The sequence below is a fragment of the Sphingobacteriales bacterium genome (assembly GCA_016700115.1).
GTDB lineage: Bacteria > Bacteroidota > Bacteroidia > Chitinophagales > UBA2359 > UBA2359.
This window is the reverse complement of record CP064999.1, coordinates 1,180,242-1,200,713: the sequence shown is the minus strand read 5'-3', so window position 1 is coordinate 1,200,713 and position 20,472 is coordinate 1,180,242. Positions and strand designations below refer to the sequence as shown.

19 protein-coding genes and 1 pseudogene are annotated in these 20,472 nt (G+C 42.8%); 8 read left to right on the top strand and 12 right to left on the bottom strand.

Annotated features, from left to right (window positions below):
• Window positions 1-78: 78 nt before the first annotated feature.
• A complete protein-coding gene (locus IPM47_04065; protein QQS30134.1) occupies window positions 79-966 on the bottom strand; it encodes a DUF72 domain-containing protein in 888 nt (295 codons plus the stop codon).
• Window positions 967-1,000: 34 nt separating this feature from the next.
• Complete coding sequence (locus IPM47_04060) at window positions 1,001-2,722, bottom strand: dynamin family protein (protein QQS30133.1); 1,722 nt, start codon at window positions 2,720-2,722, stop codon at window positions 1,001-1,003.
• 658 nt (window positions 2,723-3,380) lie between these two features.
• Here IPM47_04060 and IPM47_04055 point away from each other — a divergent pair.
• The gene (locus tag IPM47_04055) at window positions 3,381-4,052 is read left to right on the top strand and encodes an ISAs1 family transposase (protein ID QQS30132.1); all 672 of its coding nucleotides are present in this window, start codon (window positions 3,381-3,383) and stop codon (window positions 4,050-4,052) included.
• 58 nt (window positions 4,053-4,110) lie between these two features.
• The gene (locus tag IPM47_04050) at window positions 4,111-4,443 is read left to right on the top strand and encodes a transposase (protein ID QQS30131.1); all 333 of its coding nucleotides are present in this window, start codon (window positions 4,111-4,113) and stop codon (window positions 4,441-4,443) included.
• On the opposite strand, the gene IPM47_04045 is transcribed toward IPM47_04050, so the two are convergent.
• The 3 genes from IPM47_04045 to IPM47_04035 form a co-directional block, all read right to left on the bottom strand.
• On the bottom strand, window positions 4,429-4,923 hold the full coding sequence (locus IPM47_04045; protein QQS30130.1) for a restriction endonuclease subunit S: 495 nt from the start codon (window positions 4,921-4,923) through the stop codon (window positions 4,429-4,431). The two genes, IPM47_04050 and IPM47_04045, sit on opposite strands and share 15 nt — an antisense overlap.
• The gene (locus IPM47_04040) at window positions 4,920-6,461 is read right to left on the bottom strand and encodes an SAM-dependent DNA methyltransferase (GenBank protein ID QQS30129.1); all 1,542 of its coding nucleotides are present in this window, start codon (window positions 6,459-6,461) and stop codon (window positions 4,920-4,922) included. The genes IPM47_04045 and IPM47_04040 overlap by 4 nt, the downstream gene beginning before the upstream one ends.
• A gap of 333 nt (window positions 6,462-6,794) precedes the next feature.
• Window positions 6,795-7,223 (bottom strand): hypothetical protein, encoded by a 429-nt coding sequence (locus IPM47_04035; GenBank protein QQS31377.1) that lies wholly within the window; start codon window positions 7,221-7,223, stop codon window positions 6,795-6,797.
• Between the two features lie 557 nt (window positions 7,224-7,780).
• Here IPM47_04035 and IPM47_04030 point away from each other — a divergent pair.
• Complete coding sequence (locus IPM47_04030) at window positions 7,781-8,395, top strand: T9SS type A sorting domain-containing protein (protein ID QQS30128.1); 615 nt, start codon at window positions 7,781-7,783, stop codon at window positions 8,393-8,395.
• Between the two features lie 90 nt (window positions 8,396-8,485).
• On the top strand, window positions 8,486-9,991 hold the full coding sequence (locus tag IPM47_04025; protein ID QQS30127.1) for a T9SS type A sorting domain-containing protein: 1,506 nt from the start codon (window positions 8,486-8,488) through the stop codon (window positions 9,989-9,991).
• Between the two features lie 35 nt (window positions 9,992-10,026).
• Here IPM47_04025 and IPM47_04020 read toward each other — a convergent pair whose 3' ends face one another.
• Together IPM47_04020 and IPM47_04015 are read right to left on the bottom strand one after the other, a co-directional pair.
• Window positions 10,027-10,245, bottom strand: a complete 219-nt coding sequence (locus IPM47_04020; GenBank protein ID QQS30126.1) for a hypothetical protein — start codon at window positions 10,243-10,245, stop codon at window positions 10,027-10,029.
• A pseudogene (locus IPM47_04015) lies at window positions 10,242-10,334 on the bottom strand (ATP-binding cassette domain-containing protein). Before IPM47_04015 ends, IPM47_04020 begins: the two are co-directional and overlap by 4 nt.
• Window positions 10,335-10,635: 301 nt before the next feature.
• Between IPM47_04015 and IPM47_04010 the strand changes: the two are divergent.
• The gene (locus IPM47_04010; protein ID QQS30125.1) at window positions 10,636-11,334 is read left to right on the top strand and encodes a DUF4397 domain-containing protein; all 699 of its coding nucleotides are present in this window, start codon (window positions 10,636-10,638) and stop codon (window positions 11,332-11,334) included.
• Window positions 11,335-11,425: 91 nt separating this feature from the next.
• Here the strand turns inward: IPM47_04010 and IPM47_04005 are convergent, their stop codons facing one another.
• Both IPM47_04005 and IPM47_04000 read right to left on the bottom strand, forming a co-directional pair.
• Window positions 11,426-11,770, bottom strand: a complete 345-nt coding sequence (locus tag IPM47_04005) for a hypothetical protein (GenBank protein QQS30124.1) — start codon at window positions 11,768-11,770, stop codon at window positions 11,426-11,428.
• A 165-nt stretch (window positions 11,771-11,935) separates the two neighbouring features.
• Window positions 11,936-12,829 (bottom strand): T9SS type A sorting domain-containing protein, encoded by an 894-nt coding sequence (locus tag IPM47_04000; protein QQS30123.1) that lies wholly within the window; start codon window positions 12,827-12,829, stop codon window positions 11,936-11,938.
• A 107-nt stretch (window positions 12,830-12,936) separates the two neighbouring features.
• Here IPM47_04000 and IPM47_03995 point away from each other — a divergent pair, with 107 nt between their 5' ends.
• A complete protein-coding gene (locus IPM47_03995) occupies window positions 12,937-14,595 on the top strand; it encodes a T9SS type A sorting domain-containing protein (GenBank protein QQS30122.1) in 1,659 nt (552 codons plus the stop codon).
• A 163-nt stretch (window positions 14,596-14,758) separates the two neighbouring features.
• Here IPM47_03995 and IPM47_03990 read toward each other — a convergent pair whose 3' ends face one another.
• Both IPM47_03990 and IPM47_03985 read right to left on the bottom strand, forming a co-directional pair.
• On the bottom strand, window positions 14,759-15,622 hold the full coding sequence (locus IPM47_03990; protein ID QQS30121.1) for a hypothetical protein: 864 nt from the start codon (window positions 15,620-15,622) through the stop codon (window positions 14,759-14,761).
• Window positions 15,570-16,349, bottom strand: a complete 780-nt coding sequence (locus IPM47_03985) for a UDP-2,3-diacylglucosamine diphosphatase (protein ID QQS30120.1) — start codon at window positions 16,347-16,349, stop codon at window positions 15,570-15,572. The genes IPM47_03990 and IPM47_03985 overlap by 53 nt, the downstream gene beginning before the upstream one ends.
• 271 nt (window positions 16,350-16,620) lie before the next feature.
• Here IPM47_03985 and IPM47_03980 point away from each other — a divergent pair, with 271 nt between their 5' ends.
• Both IPM47_03980 and IPM47_03975 read left to right on the top strand, forming a co-directional pair.
• Window positions 16,621-17,412 carry an SDR family oxidoreductase gene (locus IPM47_03980; GenBank protein QQS30119.1) on the top strand — a complete coding sequence of 264 codons (792 nt, stop codon included), beginning with the start codon at window positions 16,621-16,623 and terminating at the stop codon, window positions 17,410-17,412.
• 42 nt (window positions 17,413-17,454) lie between these two features.
• Window positions 17,455-18,933, top strand: coding sequence for an aldehyde dehydrogenase (locus IPM47_03975; protein ID QQS30118.1), 1,479 nt, complete (start codon window positions 17,455-17,457; stop codon window positions 18,931-18,933).
• Between the two features lie 367 nt (window positions 18,934-19,300).
• Here IPM47_03975 and IPM47_03970 read toward each other — a convergent pair whose 3' ends face one another.
• Window positions 19,301-20,395: a Fic family protein gene (locus IPM47_03970; GenBank protein QQS30117.1), complete on the bottom strand. Its 1,095-nt coding sequence runs from the start codon at window positions 20,393-20,395 to the stop codon at window positions 19,301-19,303.
• Window positions 20,396-20,472: the final 77 nt, after the last annotated feature.

Below are 20,472 nucleotides of genomic sequence, written 5' to 3'. Positions count from 1 at the left end.
AAGTGAAAAACTAAAAGTGAAAAGTTTATTTAGATTTCAAGGTTTTTACCGGATAACTCATAACTGAGTGATTTTGGTTTAAAACAGACTCATTTGTTCTAAATGGTCTTTGGCATATTCTCCCGGAAACGGGGGAATATTGCCGACTGGAAAAGAGACTATCTGTTTGGAAAGCAACTGATGAAAAAGCCGGCATGTTTGCGGAGCAAGTTCATCACCGGGGGTATGAATAAACAGATAGGGTTGTTTTCCTTCAGAAATCCAATTGGCCACAATACCGGCAATTAACGTGAGCCTTTCTTGATTTTCAGGTGGAAGTGAATGTCCGCAAAAACGCAGAAAAGGATGACCGGCAGTGGCGACAAACCTTTCGGGCATTTTGGGTTTTTTCCGTTGTGCTTCTTTGGTGATGTCGTCTTTGGCCTCGATATTGTGCAAAGAGGAGGTATCAAATATGGCCCGGTTGATGTTGTTGTCTTCTAAAAGCCGGTTAAAATGAAGCTCGGTTTCATCGTTCATAAAAAAATCGGGATGTCGAACTTCTGCAGCGTAGGTAAATTCTTTGGGCAGTTGTTGAATGAATGTTTTTAGTGCCGGCAGTCCTTTTCTGTTAAAAGACGGGGGCAACTGTATAAAATAAGTGCCGATAAGGGATTGAAGGGGTTCCATGGTTTTGAAAAACCGGGTAACCTCTTCCTGTGTGCGATGAAGTTTATGAATGTGTGTGATGGTTTGCGGGAACTTAAAACTGAACCTGAACCCGGAAGGCGTATCAGAATACCAGCGCAATACCTGCTCTTTGTTGGGAAGGGCATAAAAAGTATTACTGCCTTCAACGGAGTTGAAAACTTGTGCGTATTGACGCAAATAGTCTTTGGGTTTGGCTTTGGCAGTGAACAATGAGCCGACCCAATCTTTATTTGCCCATATCGGGCAGCCGAGATAATAGTTTTGAATTTGCGACATAACAACAGATAAACTTCCTGCTAAGAAGGTAAACTTAAAGTTCTAATTCCTTCCGGGCATTGAAAAACTTTTGATTGATGCTGTTGTATTGGTTTTGCAAGTGGGTAAACTTTTGTTGCTGTCCGCTGATAAAAGAATCAAATTCGAGAAAATTGTTGTCAATTTTGGTTCTGATTTCTTTGATATAGGTATCGAGTTTCTCGGCAACCTGCTCTTTGAGTTTGTTGCGGCCTTTATCTATTTCGGCGGCAAATTCTGAAATAATTTTACCGCGTTGTGTAAGGGTTACTACCCCTGCACCTAATATGCCGACCGCCGAAAGTATGCCGCCGGTTATGTCAAACACAGCACCGTGAGTAACGGTCATCAGAATAACCCCAATGACCGCAATACTTCCGCCGGTTGCCAAGCCCGGAACGAGGGCTGAGCTTTTTTGAAACATATCGTTGCTCACATATTCTTCGGTTTCTGTAACTAATGCTTCGATTCCGCTATGCAGTTTTTCTAACTTGTCCTGCCGCTTGTTTGCAATATCAGTGAAGACTTCGTTGTTGCTTTTTATGCTTGCTTTATTCTTTCGTATTTCGGCATCAATAATTTCGGCCATCTGCCTCACACTGTCTGCAATATTCAGCACTCCTTCGCGCATTCTCCTTTCGAGCGCAGGTTTCAGGGCATATTCTAACTGTTGTACCAATTCTTTAATCCATGCCTTCAGCCCTTCTTTTTCATTGAATATGGACAGGAAAGATTTGCGCAGCAGGGTAAACAGCCCGAGTCCTTCTTCAAACTGACGCTGTATGTCTCCCGTAACTTTGTCGTATTCTTTGATGAGCAGGTCAATCATGTTTTGAATTTGATTGTCTGTTTTTGTTTCAGCACTGTCTAACAGTGAATTTACCTTTACCCTGAATTCGGTATCAGCATCTAATTGTTGTTTGGTAGTGTCTATTCCTTCTTCAATACTGCTCATTACGTTTTTAGACGTGTTCAACAAACTTTGCAGTTTTAAACGGAGGTTGTTTTTTCCGGTGATTGAATCGTAAATATAATTTCGGATTTCATCAAACCCGCTGCCCGGAAGCCCGTTTTGTTCTAATTTGGCAGACACACAAAATACTTGAGGGTTGGTAATTCCGTATTTATTGGCATATTGAATAACTCCATTTTTGTTGACTTCCAAATCGGCAGGCTCTATTAAATCGGATTGTTGGAGTACGAAAATGACTTTTTTGCGCCATTCATTGCTGATAAAATCCAAAAATTGCCATGCCGACTGACGGTAAGGGTTTTTGGCTTCAAACACAAATACAATCAAATCGCTGACCGGAATAAACTTTTCGGTAATTTCGTTATGATGACTGATGATGGTATTGGTGCCGGGAGTATCAACAATGGCTATTTTTTGCAAAATATCAATGGGAAGTATCAATTTTGTGAGATGCTCGTTGATGTGGATGGTTTGTTCCTCTTCTCCGTAAACAATTTGTTGGATGACATCGGTACAGGGGTCAGGGGCAACCCGACAAACATCTTTTTCGGTTTGCAGCAAGGCATTGACAAAACTGCTTTTCCCAACCTTTACTTCTCCGACAATCACAAACAAAAATGGCTCATGCAGCCGTCCACGGATATTACTCACCGTTTCCGACATTTTTTTGTTGTTCAACTCCACCGTAAGCCCGTGCAGGTCGCTGAAAATATCGTCTATTAAGGTGATGTAGTGGTCAAAGTTTTTGTCTATGATGTTTGCCATACCGACATGAAATTTGGTTGATAAAACCCTGTAAACAGAGGTTGTTGTATATTTAGGATGGTAAAGATACGATTGTGAGGGATATATATAGTAAAACTTGGGGGAGAAATTATCTGTCTGTAAAAGCTAAGCCGGAACAAAATGGGGAAATAGCCGGACAGCAACATTTTCAAGCGAATCGATTTTCACCCACCCCTAACCCTCCGAGGAGGGGAATTTCTATCGTCGGAGTTTGCATGCAACTCCTCTCTGAGGTAGCGAATTACATTCATCAGTGTTTGGAACAATTCCACTTCTCGCCAGAGACTATCAAATCACTCAAAACCGGCAGGTTTTACTCCCCCCTTCGAACAGAGATAGTCAATTCATCCCAAACCGGCAGGTCTTATTCCCCTCCTCGGAGGGGCGAGGGGCAGGGAAAACGCATCTGGAAAAATTTATTGTTAAATAGTTGTAATTTAAGTATTTTGGACTTAAAACTTTGTTTTACAGCCAATCAAGACGATTTTGGATTTTCGAGTTTTCAAATGCATCAACAGCTATGATAAAACGCCAATCAGGCATAGTGTATTTATCTCCCGGGTTGAGTTAAGGAACATGAAAACCGGATAATTTTTCGGACAATTTTCATTTTACGACTACTTTTTTAGGTGCTTTTTTGGTATTTTGTTCTTTACTTTGCGGTTGCAGTTCTTTTGAAGAGATATCCGACTTTGGTCAGCTTAAGTTGGATTGGCTCCGCAAACACTTACCATACAAGAAAGGTATTCCCAGTCACGACACGATCAATCGTTTGTTGAGCATCTTGAATACCAAGCAATTAGAAAAAGTGTTATCCGGTATATGTCAATATTCTATTCATCTGACAAATGGCTCGATAGTGAATATAGACGGTAAAAGGTTGTCGGGAAGTGCAACGATAAAGGAGCAGCAAACCAAGAATACGGAGGGCGGTCGTCATGCTGTCGTGATGGTAAATGTCTATTGTGATGCCGTTAAAGCCTGTTTGGCGAGTATCGAGGTATCGGGTAAGGCAGGAGAGAAGAACGCAATAACGGAGATATTGGAAGTGTTGGATTTAAGCAATTGCATTTTAACTTTAGATGCGGGCTATTGCTACACTGATGTAGCCAAGGAGATTATTGAAGCACAAGCCGACTATGTGATGGGAGTAAAAAGAATCAACCAAAATTGCTTGCAGCAGCAGAGCAACTTCTTTCACAAGACAGTAATACCGAAACTTATGCAGGGAAAGAAGAAGACAGTCATGGTCGTTTGGAGCAGCGAACCTGCAAAGTGGTCAATTTATCAAAAATTGACCAATCCCTAATTGAGCCGCACAAGGCGGTATTGGATAAATGGGAAGGGTTGATGTGTTTAATCATGATATGCAGCTTCAGAAAAGTAAAAGCAACCGGCAAAAGCACTTCGGAAAAGCGTTATTACATAGCAAGTATAGAGATGATTCCGAGCGGGCATGCAGGATAACACGAGAACATTGGGGGATAGAAAACAAACTGCATTGGGTTTTAGATGCCGTTATGGGAGAGGATAAGAGTAAAAAACGTGCCGGAAATACCGGTGCCAATTTTTCTGTTCTACAAAAAATAGCTCTCAACATCATTAAAAATCACGATGACCCAAAAGCCAACACAAAACGAAAATTCAGAAAATGCCTGTTTAGTGATGCATATCTCGAAAGCACATTAAAGATTTCCTGATGCGTTTTCCCTGGGGGGAAGGGGGATTTTGATTTCATCAAGCATATATCTTGTTACCTGATTAATCATTGTATTTTCGCCACCGCTAATCTGTTTTTTAAATTCGTCAGTTTTGAAAAACCATAATAAGTAAGGTGAAAACTCACTTCTAATTATCATCATAAAAGTGCCAAAAGTCATCGGCTTTGGTAAATTCAAAATTGGAGCAGTTTTACCAACAAGCCGTTGACTTCCATTTCGACTACACATCAAAATGTCACCTTCTTTTAAAAACAATTTTTCTTTTATATCAACATTTACTCTAACTATATCTGAAAAATCTAATTCATCATTTTGTATGTTAGAGGAACGCAATACAATTGTTCCATTATCGCTGACATCTTTTGGCGAGTATGTTAATCCATTAAAGTATTCAGCTACTTCCCCCAACTTCCTTATTTCCCAACCCTTCGGCAGGCTCAGTGTATCACCTTTCTTCATATCAGTTCCAAAATTGAGTTAAGGATTTCGGCACTTTCTTCATCCAATGCTTTCATTTCTTCCAATATGGCTTGCGGTTGGCGTAGTGCGGTTTCTTCTTTTTTGTTTGGGTTCTTTACGCTGAGGTCGTAGGTGGTGGTTGTGTCTTGGGACTTGGGGGACGAGTTTGTTAGCCAATGACTGACATCAACTGACCAGGAGTTGGGGCTGTCGGCTTTTGTTTTCTGGAGTTCTACGAACTCGGCAAGGTCTGCTTCGTTGAGTGGGTTGGTCTTGCCCAGATTGCGGTCGAGGTTCAACTGGTAAAACCAAACCTTTTGTGTGGGTTTGCCTTTTTCAAAAAACAGGACAACGGTTTTTACCCCTGCACCGGTAAAGGTGCCACCCGGCAAATCCAACACGGTATGCAGGTTGCAGTTTTCCAACAAGGTTTTGCGTATGGCAACGGTGGCATTGTCTGTATTGCTCAGAAATGTGTTTTTAATAACCACACCTGCCTTGCCGCCAGCTTTCAGTATTTTAATGAAGTGCTGCAAAAAGAGCGAAGCGGTTTCGCCTGTTTTAATCGGGAAGTTTTGTTGCACTTCGGCACGTTCCTTTCCACCAAAAGGCGGATTGGCAAGCACCACATCATAGCGGTCTTTTTCCTGTATGTCGGCAAGGTTTTCGGCAAGCGTGTTGGTGTGTATAATATTGGGAGCCTCTATCCCGTGCAAAATCATATTCATTATGCCGATGATATAGGCCAATGATTTTTTCTCTTTGCCGTAGAAGGTGCGTTTTTGCAGTATCTCGGTTTCTTTGGTGCTTAGTCCTGTGTTTGTGTGGGGGACAGGTAGGACGTGGGGGACGCTGCCGTTGGCAGCGAGATGTTTGGAGTTTTTTAGGTAGTTGAATGCTTCGCATAAGAAGCCCGCAGAACCACAGGCACCGTCATAAATTTTGTCGCCAATATTTGGGGCAACCACTTTTACAATGGTCGTAATGAGCGGACGAGGCGTGTAGTATTCGCCACCGTTTCGCCCTGCGTTGCCCATATTTTTGATTTTGTCTTCATACAAGTGACTCATTTCGTGCTTTTCTGCGTGGGTGCGAAAACGCAACTGGTCAATAAGGTTGATGACTTCCCGTAAGTTGTAGCCGCTTTGTATGCGGTTTTTCAGTTCGCTGAAAATTTCGCCAATCTTGTATTCAATGGTGTCGGCACTTTCGGCGCTTTGCTTAAACTTTTTGAGGTAGTTAAAGAGTTTGCCGTTTACAAAGTCGGTGAGGTCGTCACCTGTCAGGGCTTGGTGGTGGTCAAATTTGCCGTCTTTACCTTTTGGAGTTGCCCAAACTGTCCATTGAAATTCCTGATCAATGATAGGCGTATATGTCTTGCCTGTCAATTCTGCTGCGGTGGCGCGGTCTTTCTCTAAATCGTCCAAATATTTAAGGAACAAAATCCAAGAGGTTTGCTCCACATAGTCCAATTCACTGCCGCAGCCTGCGTCTTTGTGAAGGATGTCGTCAATGTTTTTAAAGGTCTGCTCGTACATTATTTAAGTCTGTTTTAATTTCGACCCGCTCAAATACAGTCAATTTGTAAATTTACCATTCTTGTCGGTTCTTTGGCAAAAAATGACGCTTTTAGTTTTGCTGAAGGGTTGGGTTGTGGGTGGGGTATAACCCAATTTGCTATTTGCACGCAACATTTTTATCCGTTTTTGTCCGGTCTTAACACATGCACCCAAACGGTGAAATAAAAGCGAAGTGCAGAATTACGAAGCATTTACTTTCCATTTTACCGGTTTAGTTGATCAAAGTTCATAAGTTTAAATTCATCACTTTCGCCGACATAATGCTTTTAAAATGTTGTAGTGAGGTTTTCTTTAATCAAAAATTTTGTCATACCATTTTGAAACATCCTCTCTGATAAATTCATGATATTCATATAAAACTTCGACAAGGTCAAATTCAGCCCTTTTTGACTTGTATTTATTTGTAGTGAAATAACCATAGAATCCACCGTCCTTGTCAACAACAACCGGCGGATCATTAGAATAAGCGTTCCACGGACAGTAAGTGTTGTATTTTGATCCGTATGTTCCATAGGCATTCCATATAGAGTTTGAATTATACTTTGAGCCATAAGTTCCGTATGTATTCCATATAGAATTCTGATCGTATTTACTACAGTTCAAACATCCTAAATAAACATCGTGGTCGGCTCCTCCATAAATATGAAGAGTTTGACTGAAAGCGGCTGTTGAGATCACGACACTCAACAAAACCGAAAATAAAAAATTTGTCATGTTCATTCCTTTTTTAAATATGCTAAAACATCTGTATAAACGCATCCATAGTGTTTGTTACCGCCTAATCCGCAGGTTTGTCAACACTCAACACCAAAATAAAAATGGCAATTTTTTACAGGAGCAAACTTAGATTTACAACCTGATAAATGGCACATTCAAAAACGCAGACAAAGTTAAATATTCGATATTAAATATCCAAACTATCTAATGTACTTTTTATTTGGTCTAATTATTTGGTGGTTACGTGTGTATAACCTTTGTGATTTTTAGAGGTAACTTACGCTAACAAAATTTTCACCAACAAAATATTTTGTTACCCCACCCATTGCCTTACTGCTCTTTTGAAGGTTTGTAGTAACACACAATTGCTCCCGAACTGAGTGAAAAGTGAAAAGTGAAAAGTGGCTGGCTTTAACCGATAGAAACTGCCTTGTTTTCAACCCTGTCGGCGTTGGCAACACTGACAGGGTTTGCAAGGAAGATATTTAATTGAAAAATATTACCTATCTTTCGGTTGGAAAAACAGATAAACCGAGTTCATCTTCAAAATTCCGTAAATCATGGTTCGGACGATATTACCCGCTCTTGCGTTAATGATGCCACATCCTGCCAAACAGCTGACCGCCACCTACGAAAGCGAAATGAAACCGAACAGCGCATGGATATACCTGCAGCAGATATCGGACGACGACACCGAAAACATTGATTTTGTAACCCTGTATCTGGAGATGTTAAGCGGCATTCAACCTCCTGCCGGCACGGGCAAAACAAAGGAAAAACAAGAAATCCTGCTCCGGAACATGGCAAACAATACGGGCTGTTCTCAGAGTGTGCTGGCACAAAGCCTAATAGCAAAACATTATGCAGAGCCTTTTGACAAAACGCCTATGGTGCCGCCGCAACTTAGATTAAATGCAACTTTTCCGGTTTCCGGCATACATTTATATCCCAACCCCGCCAAAAATGAAGTACAGTTATTCCTGACGATACCGGAAATGCTTAATGGCACAAAACTATATGTTTCAGACATGAGCGGCAGACTAATAGACCAATTGACAGTAAACCAAGCTCAATTTACGCTCCAAACAACAAACTACCCTAACGGTTTTTACTTGCTATACGTTAAAACAACAAGCGGAAAAGTTTATACCCAAAAATTAGCGGTCATACACTAAGATTTAAATAAAGCCTTGTTTACCTGAACTTTGTACTGTTTGGGCAAACAAGGCTTTTATGTTTTCTTAACCCCACAAAAGCAAAATACAATGAAAAATATAATTGCCTCAATCATACTCATCGCTTGTTGTTACCAATATATACTAGCCCAATTAGTTTATTTTAACCAGGTCTATCAGGCAGACAGTATAAGCATGGGGTCTGTATCTGTCAAGCCTGTAGAAAACGGCTATTTAGTCGTTGGAGATTTTAACGGATCCGGCGGATATTCAGCCACTTATTTGCGCAAAATCAATCTGTTTGGGGAAACGGAATGGGTGAAAATATTGGACGGGGCGGTGCAAACCAGCTCAATTATATTTGGCAACTCTATGATTAGAACGGGTGAAAATCAAAACATTGTGGTTTTTACGAAAGGAGAGAGTGCCGTCAATAAAGATTTTGCTTTAATTCAATTTGACGATACAGGAACGATACTTCAAAACCATGTTTATAGCAGTCCCGATGATTTGGATGGTAACGCACAAATCATCGCAACGCAAGATAATGGATATTTGATTGCCGGATGGTCGTCAAATCAGGTAACGGGTACAGGAAGCAAGTATTTTATGATGAAATTGGATGCCGGTTTTAATAAGATATGGAGTGCCGTTTACGGCACTTGGGCCACCATTATTCATGCTGAACAGACACAGGACGGGGGTTTTGTTTTATCGGGCTACCGGTACAGCAACAGCACCGGCTACGACATGTATGTGGTCAAAACAGACAGCACCGGCACGCTGCAATGGCAAAAAAACTATGGCACCAACGAAGACGACGGCGGGTGCTATGTTTTTCAGTTATCCGATGGAAATTTAATGTTGCTGGGATTAATTAAAAGCGAAATTCCCGATAAAAAGGGGTTGTATGTAGCCAAACTTAGTGTTTCAAACGGAGCAATCATCGGACAAGCCAAAACGTACTTCAAGAATAATTCTTATAGTCCACAGACATATAACTACTCTCCCGAAACAGATATCGTTAGAGTTCTTACCATAGGCTATAATCCGCCCCCTAAATGGGAAATTGCCATTACAGCCATCTCTGAGGAGGGCGATATACTTTGGGAAACTCCCATCAGCAGCGGGTTAGCGGCTAATAAGGATTATATCAGGGATATAGAGCCTACGCCCGATGGCGGATATGTTTTGGCAGGCTTCAACTATGCTTCTCCCGCAAGCAGTTGGGTACTAAAAACAGATAGTCTTGGTCATGGCTGTAGTCCCGCCCCCTGTTACGGCATAGAATATCCCATAGGTATCAATCCGGTTTCTTTAACCGAACCCATATCGCCGACACAGGTATATCCCAACCCCGCCAAAGGCAGTACAACAATCACCTATTCCCTCCCCCCGCAGTTGCCCTTTGGGGTATTGGAGTTGTACGACTTGCAGGGGCAAAAGGTGCGGTATCAGGTGTTGCCGGCGGGTGGCTCACCTTTTACGCAGACACTCGATTTATCGGGGTTGCCTTCGGGCATGTATGTATGGCGGTTGGCATTTCCGGGCGGGTATGAGCGGTACGAGGTGGATGGGAAGTTGGTGGTGGATTAGCCCGGCGGCCCCAATCTTTGGCAGTATCCTTTTGATTATTCGCCAATGTTTTGGTGCTTTTCTTTGTCTAAACCGCAAAGCCGTACCATTTGTTTAATGCACGGTTTAACCTGCGCCTGAGCCATGCCTTGTATGGCTGCCGAAAAAGCAAGGTACTCTCTTACCGGTATAACCAAATAAAGTGAGATGTTTTCGGGCGGGTAGCCAATGCGTTTTTTGAGTGTTTCGGCATCGGTAAAAAAAAGAGTACTCACCCATGTATGTGTACATCGCCCTTATTGGGAGCTATAAAACAGGTAATAATTTTTATGGGAGTGGTTTTGCCTGCCCCGTTTGGACCTGGAAAACGTAAAAATTATCCACTTTTTACTTCAAACGAAATGTTATTTACGGCAAACTGTGGAGCCGTATAGTTTTGATAAACGATCTACCTTAATAATCATGCACTGAATGAATTTGGTTTGGCGACAAGATTACAACCAAATATGTAAACAATGCAGCCGTTTGCTTTAAATGGTGATTAATATAAGAGTTTGGAATTTTTCCTTTTTGTGGAATTTTTTTTCAAAAAGATTAAACAAAAGTTGAGCGAACATGTTGTTAGTCTATTCTTAAATCAATCACCTTTCAAAACAGACTAACAAATGAACAAGTTTTTTTGGATTTTTGCTTTAGTTTTCAGCGTAGCCAGCACTTTGTTTACTACCGGCTGCGATGACGATGACGATGACAATGAAGACCCCAAAGCAAGGGTAATGGTTATTCATGCCTCGCCCGATGCTCCCGGAGTAGATGTATTGGTTGATGACACTAAAGTAAACAGCACTCCCCTCACCTTTCCTAACAACAGCGCTTACTTAGACGTTATGCCCGGGGTACGTAATGTAAAGGTAAATGTAGCCGGTTCAAACCCTGTGGTTACTGCACTCAACTTTAACACGCCCAATTTGGAAGCCGGAAAAAGTTATTCTGCTTTTGCAGGCAACGCTGTTGCCAACATTGAGCCTATCTTATTTAGCGATGACCTAACGGTGCCGGCTCAGGGCAAAGCACATGTTCGTTTTATTCACCTAAGCCCCGATGCTCCTGCGGTAGATATAGCAGTAGCCGGCGGTGGAGCGGTTGTTTTTTCTAACGTAGCGTTTAAAGAATCTTCTACTTTTTCTCCGTTAGATGCCGGCTCCTATAATTTAGAAGTACGGGTTGCCGGTACGCAAACGGTCGCTCTTACTTTGCCTGCCATTACGCTTGAAGCGGGTAAAATTTACACTGTATTTGCCAAAGGTTTCTTAGCCGGTACCGATGCACAGGCACTGGGCGCACAAATTATTGTAAACAACTAAGCAAGTAGTTTTTTTCTGCTTAGTATATTTAGTTCAGGTATTATCAACTGCGGCTATCGGGAATATTTCTCGATAGCCGTTTTCTTTTGAATTACTCACTAATGGTATGTTGCCGGCTAATCGGAAACATTACTAACCCAATTAAAAGCAGTAATAGCCAACTTAGTATTTGGGAGGTTGTATTTACCATCCTTGCATCTGACGGGACTATCCTCCACCCGCCCCCATCATCAGCGGCTTTTCGGGCAAGGATTATATACGGGATATAGAACCCACTCCCGATGTCGTCTATTTGTTGGTAGGTTTCAATTATAGTTCGCCTTCCAAAAGCTGGGTGCTGAAAGTGGACAGCCTGGGCATTACCTGTGGTGTAGCCCCCTGCGATAGCATTGCCTATCCTATTGGCATAGCCGTTTCCCACCCGCAAATGGTGCAAACTTCTTTAAATCTCAATCCGGTGCCTGTGGGCAGTGGGGTGTGGGAGTTGTATTTTGTGCAGGGACATAAGGTGCAGGTTCAGGTGTTGGTGAATGAATGTAAACCATAAATTGCCGCCGGATAAAAGGCATGAATAGCTGCCGGTTTTAACCGTAGAAAACCATCAACGCAGTATTGACAATTTACCGGTAGTAGCAAGTGTTCCGTTTTGATGGCTAACCCTGTAGGTATAAATCCCATCCTTTAGGGTTGAAATATCTATGTTGTTGGTGCCTTCGGTCAAAGCTATGGTTGCTGTCCGTTGTCCGGTCAGGTTGTAAATTTCGAGTTTGGTAAATTGCCCCGTGGGATTGTCGAGAAAACAGGAATTACCGGCGGGCATTGGGTATAAAGCGACTTGTGTAGATGGGTTGGCTGTTGATGAACTGCTTACCGGAAAATCGTTTTCAAACGATAGGTCGTCTATGAGTAAGGTGCTGTTTGCCACCCCGTTCTCTCCTGCACTGCTCAACAGAACAATGGAAGCGGTATCGGGTATTTCGCTGCTAAAGTAGATGATGGGTATCCAAAAACGGGTGTATTCATTTACGGTTGATGCTTCTGAAATGCCTCCTTCTCCTACGACTTCGGTTGTTTGTGTTTGCACATTCCAACGGGTCAGGCTAATTCCGATAGAGGCCGTATCCATTCCGGCAGGAGCGTATTGATACCAACCACTCAAAAACACAGGACGTTGATCGAAGGCAAACCCGCCCTCAACCGATTGAGTGGTGGGGTTGATAGTTCCGGTAGCGGCAATACCCGGAGCGACTTGGCCAAAGATGGCAATAGAGCGCAGGCGTATGGCCGAAGAGCCGGAATGGGCATCGGCACCTGTTGCTTGCAAGGCGGTAGCACTGCCGCCTAAGATGGTTAAAGCGTTGATTGTAAACCATCCCTCAGGGTCTTTGTATCCCCCGTATTGAATCCAATTTTCAAAACTCGGATTGGGGATGTTTTGTGCATAAGATAGTGTGTAGGTAAAGACCGTCAAACAGCAAAGTAATTTTTTGAGCATAAGGTTAATGGCAAAATTTGAGTAAAAAAAATATAGGTATTGTTAGCAATAACTAAATTAGCTACTTTTGTCGAAACATTATCAAAACCACTCTAAAGGTATTTCTGATGGACAAAGTTATACTTGTTTTTCTTTCTTGTTTCACATTAGTTGCAACTGTGCTGCCTGTAAAAGCACAAACGCCCGAAGATACCTACCTGACAGTTTACAATTTGTTGGCGACCCGGTGCGGAGGTTGTCATGGAGGAACATCTCCCGATGGATTGCTCAATCTTACTGCCAGCCCCGAAGTGGTTTATAATAATCTGGTCTATGCCAATCCGGTCAATCCCGTTGCATTGGGAAAAGGGCATAAGCGAGTTTCTCCCGGTTATCCGGGCAGAAGTTTTTTAATGCGCAAACTAAACCAAGGTTTAGACCCTCAAAACAATCCCACAGCGGGCGAAGGCGGCACGATGCCTCCGTTTCCAAACCCGGCATTAAACAATGAAGAAAAAGAATTAGTCCGCCAATGGATATTAATGGGCGCGCCACAAACAGGCTATGTTGCCGACTTGCAGCTTATCCACGATTTTTACAATGGCGATGGCCTTTTGGGAGTACCCGAACCGCTTGCCCCACCACCGGCAGGCGAGGGTTTTCAGATTTATATAGGTCGTTATTTTATCCCTCCATTTACCGAAGCCGAAAACTTTATTAAATACGACCCCCAATTTTCTTCGGCAGTTGAAATTCATAAAATAGGGGTGTCAACGGTTCCTCAAAACCATCATTTTGTGATTTACAAATATTACCCCGGACAGGCGCAGTTCTTTCCTGAGGGCGTGCGCGATACCAGTTTTTCCTCTCACGGAAGTGCAGATATTGCAGTGGGCGTAGCACCGCAGGTGAACGAAATCAATCTGCCGCAAGGAACGGCTTATCGTTGGGAACAGAGCACCATTTTAGATTTTAATTATCATGTGGTAAACTCCAGCTACTTTGTTCTGGGAGTAGATGCCTATGTGAACTTTTACACCCAGCCGGTAGGTACTGCTCCCAAGGTGATGTATAGCCGCTTTTTCCCTAATTTTGACATGTCTGTTCCTTGGGACAATACCGACCACACCATTGAAGCATTATGCCAGGATGAGGCGGAAACCAATTATTGGTTGATTTGGATATTGTATTCACATACCCACCGCTACGGCAAAGACTACGATCTGTTTTTGCGCAACCCCGATGGTAGCGCGGGCGAGCAGATTTACGAAGGCTTTTACAACTTCGATTATACTTTTAACCAAGGCTATTATAGTTGGGGAGTAGAAGCCCCACAGCGAATGTTCGACACGTTGATTCAAGTAGATCCCCGATTGGGCATTATTCAGCGGGCGGTCTATAACAATTATGCCGGACCTGACCCTATAGGGTTTGGCTTAACCTCGCTCGATGAAATGATGGTAGCGGGTTTTCAGTTTGCTTATGGCGATCCGCTCCCTCCATTAACAGGCATCGCCGAACCGGTTGCTCCTAACGCGAATCAGTTGCAGTTTTACCCCAACCCGACAGATCGGAGCGCTACCTTACAAATGCCCGATGTTTATTCAGACCGACCGGTTACACTCTACTTTTATAATTTGAGCGGCAAACTGCTACATCAGGTAACAGCCGATGCAGGGCAAAAAAACGTTGCCATCGAAAAAGGCAACCTGCCGCCGGGTTTGTATATCTTTAAAGCATTTTCGGATACCGACTTTATCGGGTCGGGTAAATTATTGATACATTAGAGGGGGAAACGCCTATTTTGATAGTACTTTTATTAAAGCGACAAAGGGAGATAAAACACTAAGAACAGGAGTTCTTTTGGTGTTTTACCTCCCTAATACGAAGTACTGATTAGCGAATGTATCTTTCCTTAAAGCAAAAGATAGCGCAAACCAAAAAACCTTGTTAATTTGTCTGCATATAAAAATTAAGGGTGTTGTCGTTATTCAGCATATAAAGCCGGCCTTTTTCGACCCGGATAGCCTTGGCATTATCACTTCCCGGAACTGCAATGGCTTCCTGTTGACGAGTGGCGATGTCATAAATAAACAGGTATTCATCTCTAAAATAGACGACTTTGTGATCTACTACCTGAAATCCGGTGAGTTGGTCTGTGCCGAGGTCCGAATTTGAAATGGCAGTGTAAAAAGTGCCGAAAATGTCGAACATCATAATTCCCATTCCGGGCACATTCAAATACAACAGCCCGTTGCTTTCGACCAAAAAATTGGGTTCGATGGTTTCACCCAACAATTGAGGCATGCTCAGACTTTGGACTATAATCTGATAATTGTGGTCAATTTTTTTAAGCTTGCCGTCGTTCATGTCATACACCCAAATATAGTTATCGTTGGCCAGACATACTGCAGCCACATTGGTCAGCCCCAAAGTCGAAAGTTTATACAACCGCTTGGTGTTTAAGCGCATATCGGTGGTAATCAGGGTTGAAAAATCTTTGTAAAACATGACCACATTAAAGGGGCTTGTCGCATCAATGGAAGTCAGTTTTCCATAACGCTCTTCGTTAAAAGTGTTCAGCACGTTGCCGGTAGAATCATATTTAACAACCTGATTTTTGTTGTTGATGACGTATGCACTCTTCAGAAAATCGGAGGTCAGAAAGTTGGCATTCACCGGAACAGAGTTCACAAGTTTGTAGTTTCCCTTTGGCAATGGCATAAAGGAAACGAAAGCAATCAGGCAGACTGACAGCAGGCTAATCAGGGTTAAAGTAGTAAATTTCAATTTGTTGTTGTTGATAAATTGCATAAGAATTGTATTTTATCCAGTCTCCTGAATTGATGTATAAACTGTTTTGAATTGGTATTTTAAGTGGGAGATGTCTGTGCCCGAACACAAAGATATCAATTGCCTGTGTTTGTAGTTTTCGTTTGGCATAAGTGATGAGCCATTCGTTTTCTTCGCCCAAAAAGTGTTCGTCGGTGGTGCCGGTGGCCAAACGGCTTTTTTTAGAAAAATAGTTGGCCAGTCCGATTCCCAAATCAGGATGCAGGATGCTAAGCAGTTTTTGACAAAAACGGTTGGTAAAAAAATATTTTTTCAAAATTTTATATCCTTTATCGTTGGGACCTAATCCGTCTCCATGCCCTATCATAAACATTTTCCCTTCGATTTCAACACATACCGGACGATGGTAAACAGGTATGCCTAATTCTTGTTCAAAATATCCAAACATCCACAAGTCGTGATTTCCGGTAAAAAAGTAAATCGGCAACCCTCCATCCGCCAATTCGGCAAGTTTGCCTAACACACGTACATATCCCTTAGGAACTACTTTCTTATATTCAAACCAAAAGTCGAACAAATCGCCGAGGATGTATAAACGAGTGGCATCGTATTGAATGTTGTTTAAAAACCGGACAAATTTTTTCTCTCTAACCAAACTCTGACTGCTGTCGGGTGCTCCCAGATGAAAGTCGGAAACAAAATAGACTTTTTCGTTAGGGGGGCTGCTTAGTACCGGTTGTACATCCATATTACAAAGTTACGCAAATTTGTTTTCATTGGTTTCTTTTTACCTTCATTCAAACACAACCCGCTTAAACCGATTCGGAAAGCCCCTGCTAATCAGTCTGGTTTTAAACAGCCGTTGTATTAGAATATTTCAGGACGTTATGGTTTAACGATGTATATTGGAAAAAAGCAATCATCGGATTATTTCTGAAAAAACGGCCGGTGCCAAAATGCAGGTGAATAGTTATTACCTTTGTAGCAGTTACCTTTCAAATTTCAGGAATCATAAAAACATGAATTTAGATTTATCCGGTAAAAATGCGTTGGTATGCGGCAGCAGTCAGGGCATAGGGAAAGCGGCTGCCGAAGAGCTTGCCTTGTTGGGGGCAAACGTTACTTTGTTGGCCCGTAACGAACAGCGTTTAAAGGAAGTATTGCCGGTTTTAGATGTATCGAAAGGGCAACAACATCACTACCTTTGTGCCGATTTCGGTCTGCCCGAAGTAGTAAGGCAAATTGTTGAAAGCGAACTTAAAACCACCAACAAAGCATTTCATATTTTGGTCAACAATACCGGAGGCCCTCCCGGCGGACCTATTACCAATGCCACGGCGGATGCGTTTTTGCAAGCCTATCATCACCACCTGATTTGCAATCAATTGTTGTCTCAAACAGTTTTGCCGGGCATGAAGGCTGCCGGATACGGACGTATCATTAACGTCATATCCACTTCGGTCAAAGCCCCTATTCCGGGTTTGGGTGTTTCGAACACCACCCGATGGGCAGTTGCAGGATGGTCAAAAACCTGGGCAAACGAAGTAGGACAGTTTGGAATAACGGTCAATAATGTGTTGCCGGGATATACCGCCACGCAACGATTGCAAAGCATCATCAACACGCGGGCCGCCAACAGCCAAACCACTCCCGAAGCTATTGAAACCGAAATGTTCAGCACCATACCTGCCCGCCGTTTTGGTCAGGCCGGAGAAATAGCTGCCGCTATTGCGTTTCTGGCATCTCCGGCAGCCGCCTATATCAATGGAATCAACCTTCCTGTTGACGGGGGCAGAACCGATACCTTGTAACCCGATTTTGATTGTTTTATTCATCAGCCAATCATCGTTCACATGATAACCATTCATACCGACCAATATTTCAGGAATTATATCAATGGAACCCTTAACCCTCCCGTATCCAATAGTTATATAGACAATTTCAATCCGGCTATTGGCGAGGTCTATTCTTATATTCCCGATTCGGACGAGCGGGATGTCGAACTGGCAGTTGCCGCCGCAAAAAAAGCCTTCCCTGTCTGGTCAAACACCTCATTGGATGAACGGTCAAGGATTTTGTTGCGAATTTCTACCCTGATTGAAGAAAACATACATATTCTGGCGGCAGCCGAAACCGAGGATTCCGGTAAACCACTCACCTTGTCCACAGAATTAGATATTCCCCGTTCTTCTTCCAATTTCCGGTTTTTTGCTACTGCTGCTCCTCATTTTGCCTCTGAATCTCATTATATGCCGGGTGTTGCCATCAACTATACCCTGCGCCGTCCTTTGGGGGTTGTAGGATGTATTTCTCCCTGGAATTTACCACTTTACCTTTTTACATGGAAGATAGCACCGGCATTGGCAGCCGGAAACTGTGTGGTAGCCAAACCCTCTGAAATTACCCCTAAAACGGCTTATCTGTTGTCTGAAATCTGCATGATGGCAGGGCTGCCTGCCGGAGTATTGAATATTGTTCATGGATACGGACCCAAAGTGGGCAGTGCTATGGTCGCCCATCCCGGTATCAAGGCTATATCGTTTACCGGTGGCACTAAAACAGGGGCTGAAATTGCCCGCATAGCTGCACCCATGTTTAAAAAACTATCCTTAGAATTGGGAGGAAAAAACCCCAATCTCATTTTTGCCGACTGCAACTTTGAAGAAATGCTGAACACAACGGTACGCTCATCTTTCAGCAATCAGGGGCAAATCTGTTTGTGCGGTTCCCGAATATATGTGCAACGTCCTGTTTACGAGAAATTTAAGTCCGCCTTTATCGAAAAAGTCCGTGCCTTACAAGTTGGTGACCCGATGAAGCTGAACACCAATACAGGTGCCGTGGTTTCTAAACAACATTCCGAAAAAATCCTTTCCTATATAGCACTCGCAAAACAGGAAGGCGGAACAATTCTGACAGGAGGACATGCTGTCAACCTCCAGGGCTCGTGCAGCAAGGGTTGGTTCATCGCTCCAACGGTGATCGAAGGGCTTGATTACGCCTGCCGAACCAATCAGGAAGAAATTTTTGGCCCCGTCGTTACCATGACCCCTTTTGATACCGAAGAAGAGGTCTTGCAATATGCCAACAGCACCCCTTACGGACTTTCGGCAACCGTATGGACTCAAAACCTAAACCGCGCACATCGGCTGGCTGAGAAATTAGAATGTGGCATTGTCTGGATAAACTGCTGGTTGCTTCGCGATTTACGCACCCCCTTTGGTGGGGTGAAAAACTCGGGCGTAGGGCGTGAAGGCGGATGGGAGGTGTTTCGGTTTTTTACAGAAGCCAAAAACGTCTGCATCAAATCATTTCCCGATATGACGGACTAACATAACGGGAGAGGTAAGGTGTATGATGGAAGTCCCGGCATACATCGGGATATGATGACCCTTATTGCATTAGTAATAAAATGGAAATAAAAAATTTCAAAAACCTTACTACCTAATTTAACTTGAGGGTTGTACGAAAGAATATCAGACAAGTGTGGAGTGAAAAAGAAAGCGTTAATTGCCGGATACCGAAAATTGCTTTGTTTGATGTGCTCGATGGAAAAAACAAAAAAGATTTTGATATTAATTACCATCAAAAACGTGTGGAAGAAACCTGTCCGAAACCGAATAAGCTTGCACAAGCAACTTTATAAAAAATTAGAAGACAAAAAGGGCGGCAATGAGTTTGCGAAGCTGAATCCTAATATCAATCACAATTTAAAAAGTAATGCACATTCCGCCCTTTACCGAAGGAGCGCAATGCTCCGATTTCCGACAGATGTTGCAAGTCTCGGGTGGAGGTGGCTTTTGAGGCACGGGTGATGCCGATGTATTTTTTTGTTGTCATTCCGCCTTCAAAACCCATGTATCCGGCATCAAACATTTTGTTGATGGCTTTGAGTTGGCGTTGATTTAAAACATCTCCGTAAATATCAAAAAAAACTGTTTTTTGCAATGAAAAACGAACCATCTTAACAGCTTTCGATTTTGCTTCCAATATAACATCAATAAAATAGGCAATCCATTCGGAAATTTCTAAGGTGCGCTGTGCCGTTTTCAATGAATTGTAATACAGCTTTTTGTTCTTTTCAATAATGCCGGAAATGCCGAAAAAAACAGGTTTTCCAAATGATTGCGCAAGGCATTTTTCGGCTAATGCCCTTCCAATTCTGCCGTTTCCGTCTTCAAAAGGGTGAATGCTCTCAAAATAGAGGTGCGTAACAGCCGTTTTAATCAGGGCTTGTGCAGGGGTTGGGGTTTCAAATTGATTGTACCAGGCAACAAATTGTTTCATTTCCTGCGGCACCTGTTCACTTGGCGGGGCTTCAAAATGTACGGTTTCTCTGCCTGGAATACCCGAAACTACCTGCATCGGAAAGTCTGCTTTGCGATACTTGCCTGCCCGAACTGTTTTTGAATCTCCCAAAAGCAACTTATGCCAGTTTTTGAGGGTTGCTTCGGTTAATTTGCGTTTATATGAATGTCGCACATCCAATAGCATGGCTGCAATGGCATTTGCTCGTTTATCCTTCACTTCTGCGGGGTTTGGGCTGATTCCCAACTTATTTTTCACGGACGACATTAAATCTTCCCGGCTGATATATTCGCCTTCGATTTCGGAAGTTTTCTGGGCTTCGTCAATTAAAAAGCGAACCATTCCCTCTTCGTTTTTGATACCGTCTGCGTCTGTCAAAATACGCTGTACTTCGTCTGAAAAGTTCTTAACTTTATCGTTTAACTCGTCAATGTTCAACGATTTATAAGAAAATCCTGCCCAATCTTTATGCTGCCAATTATACATTTTGGGGGAAATTTTGAGCCGATTAGCACGAATAATCGGCTCACAAAAATACAAATTTTGAGCCGATTAACAAGATT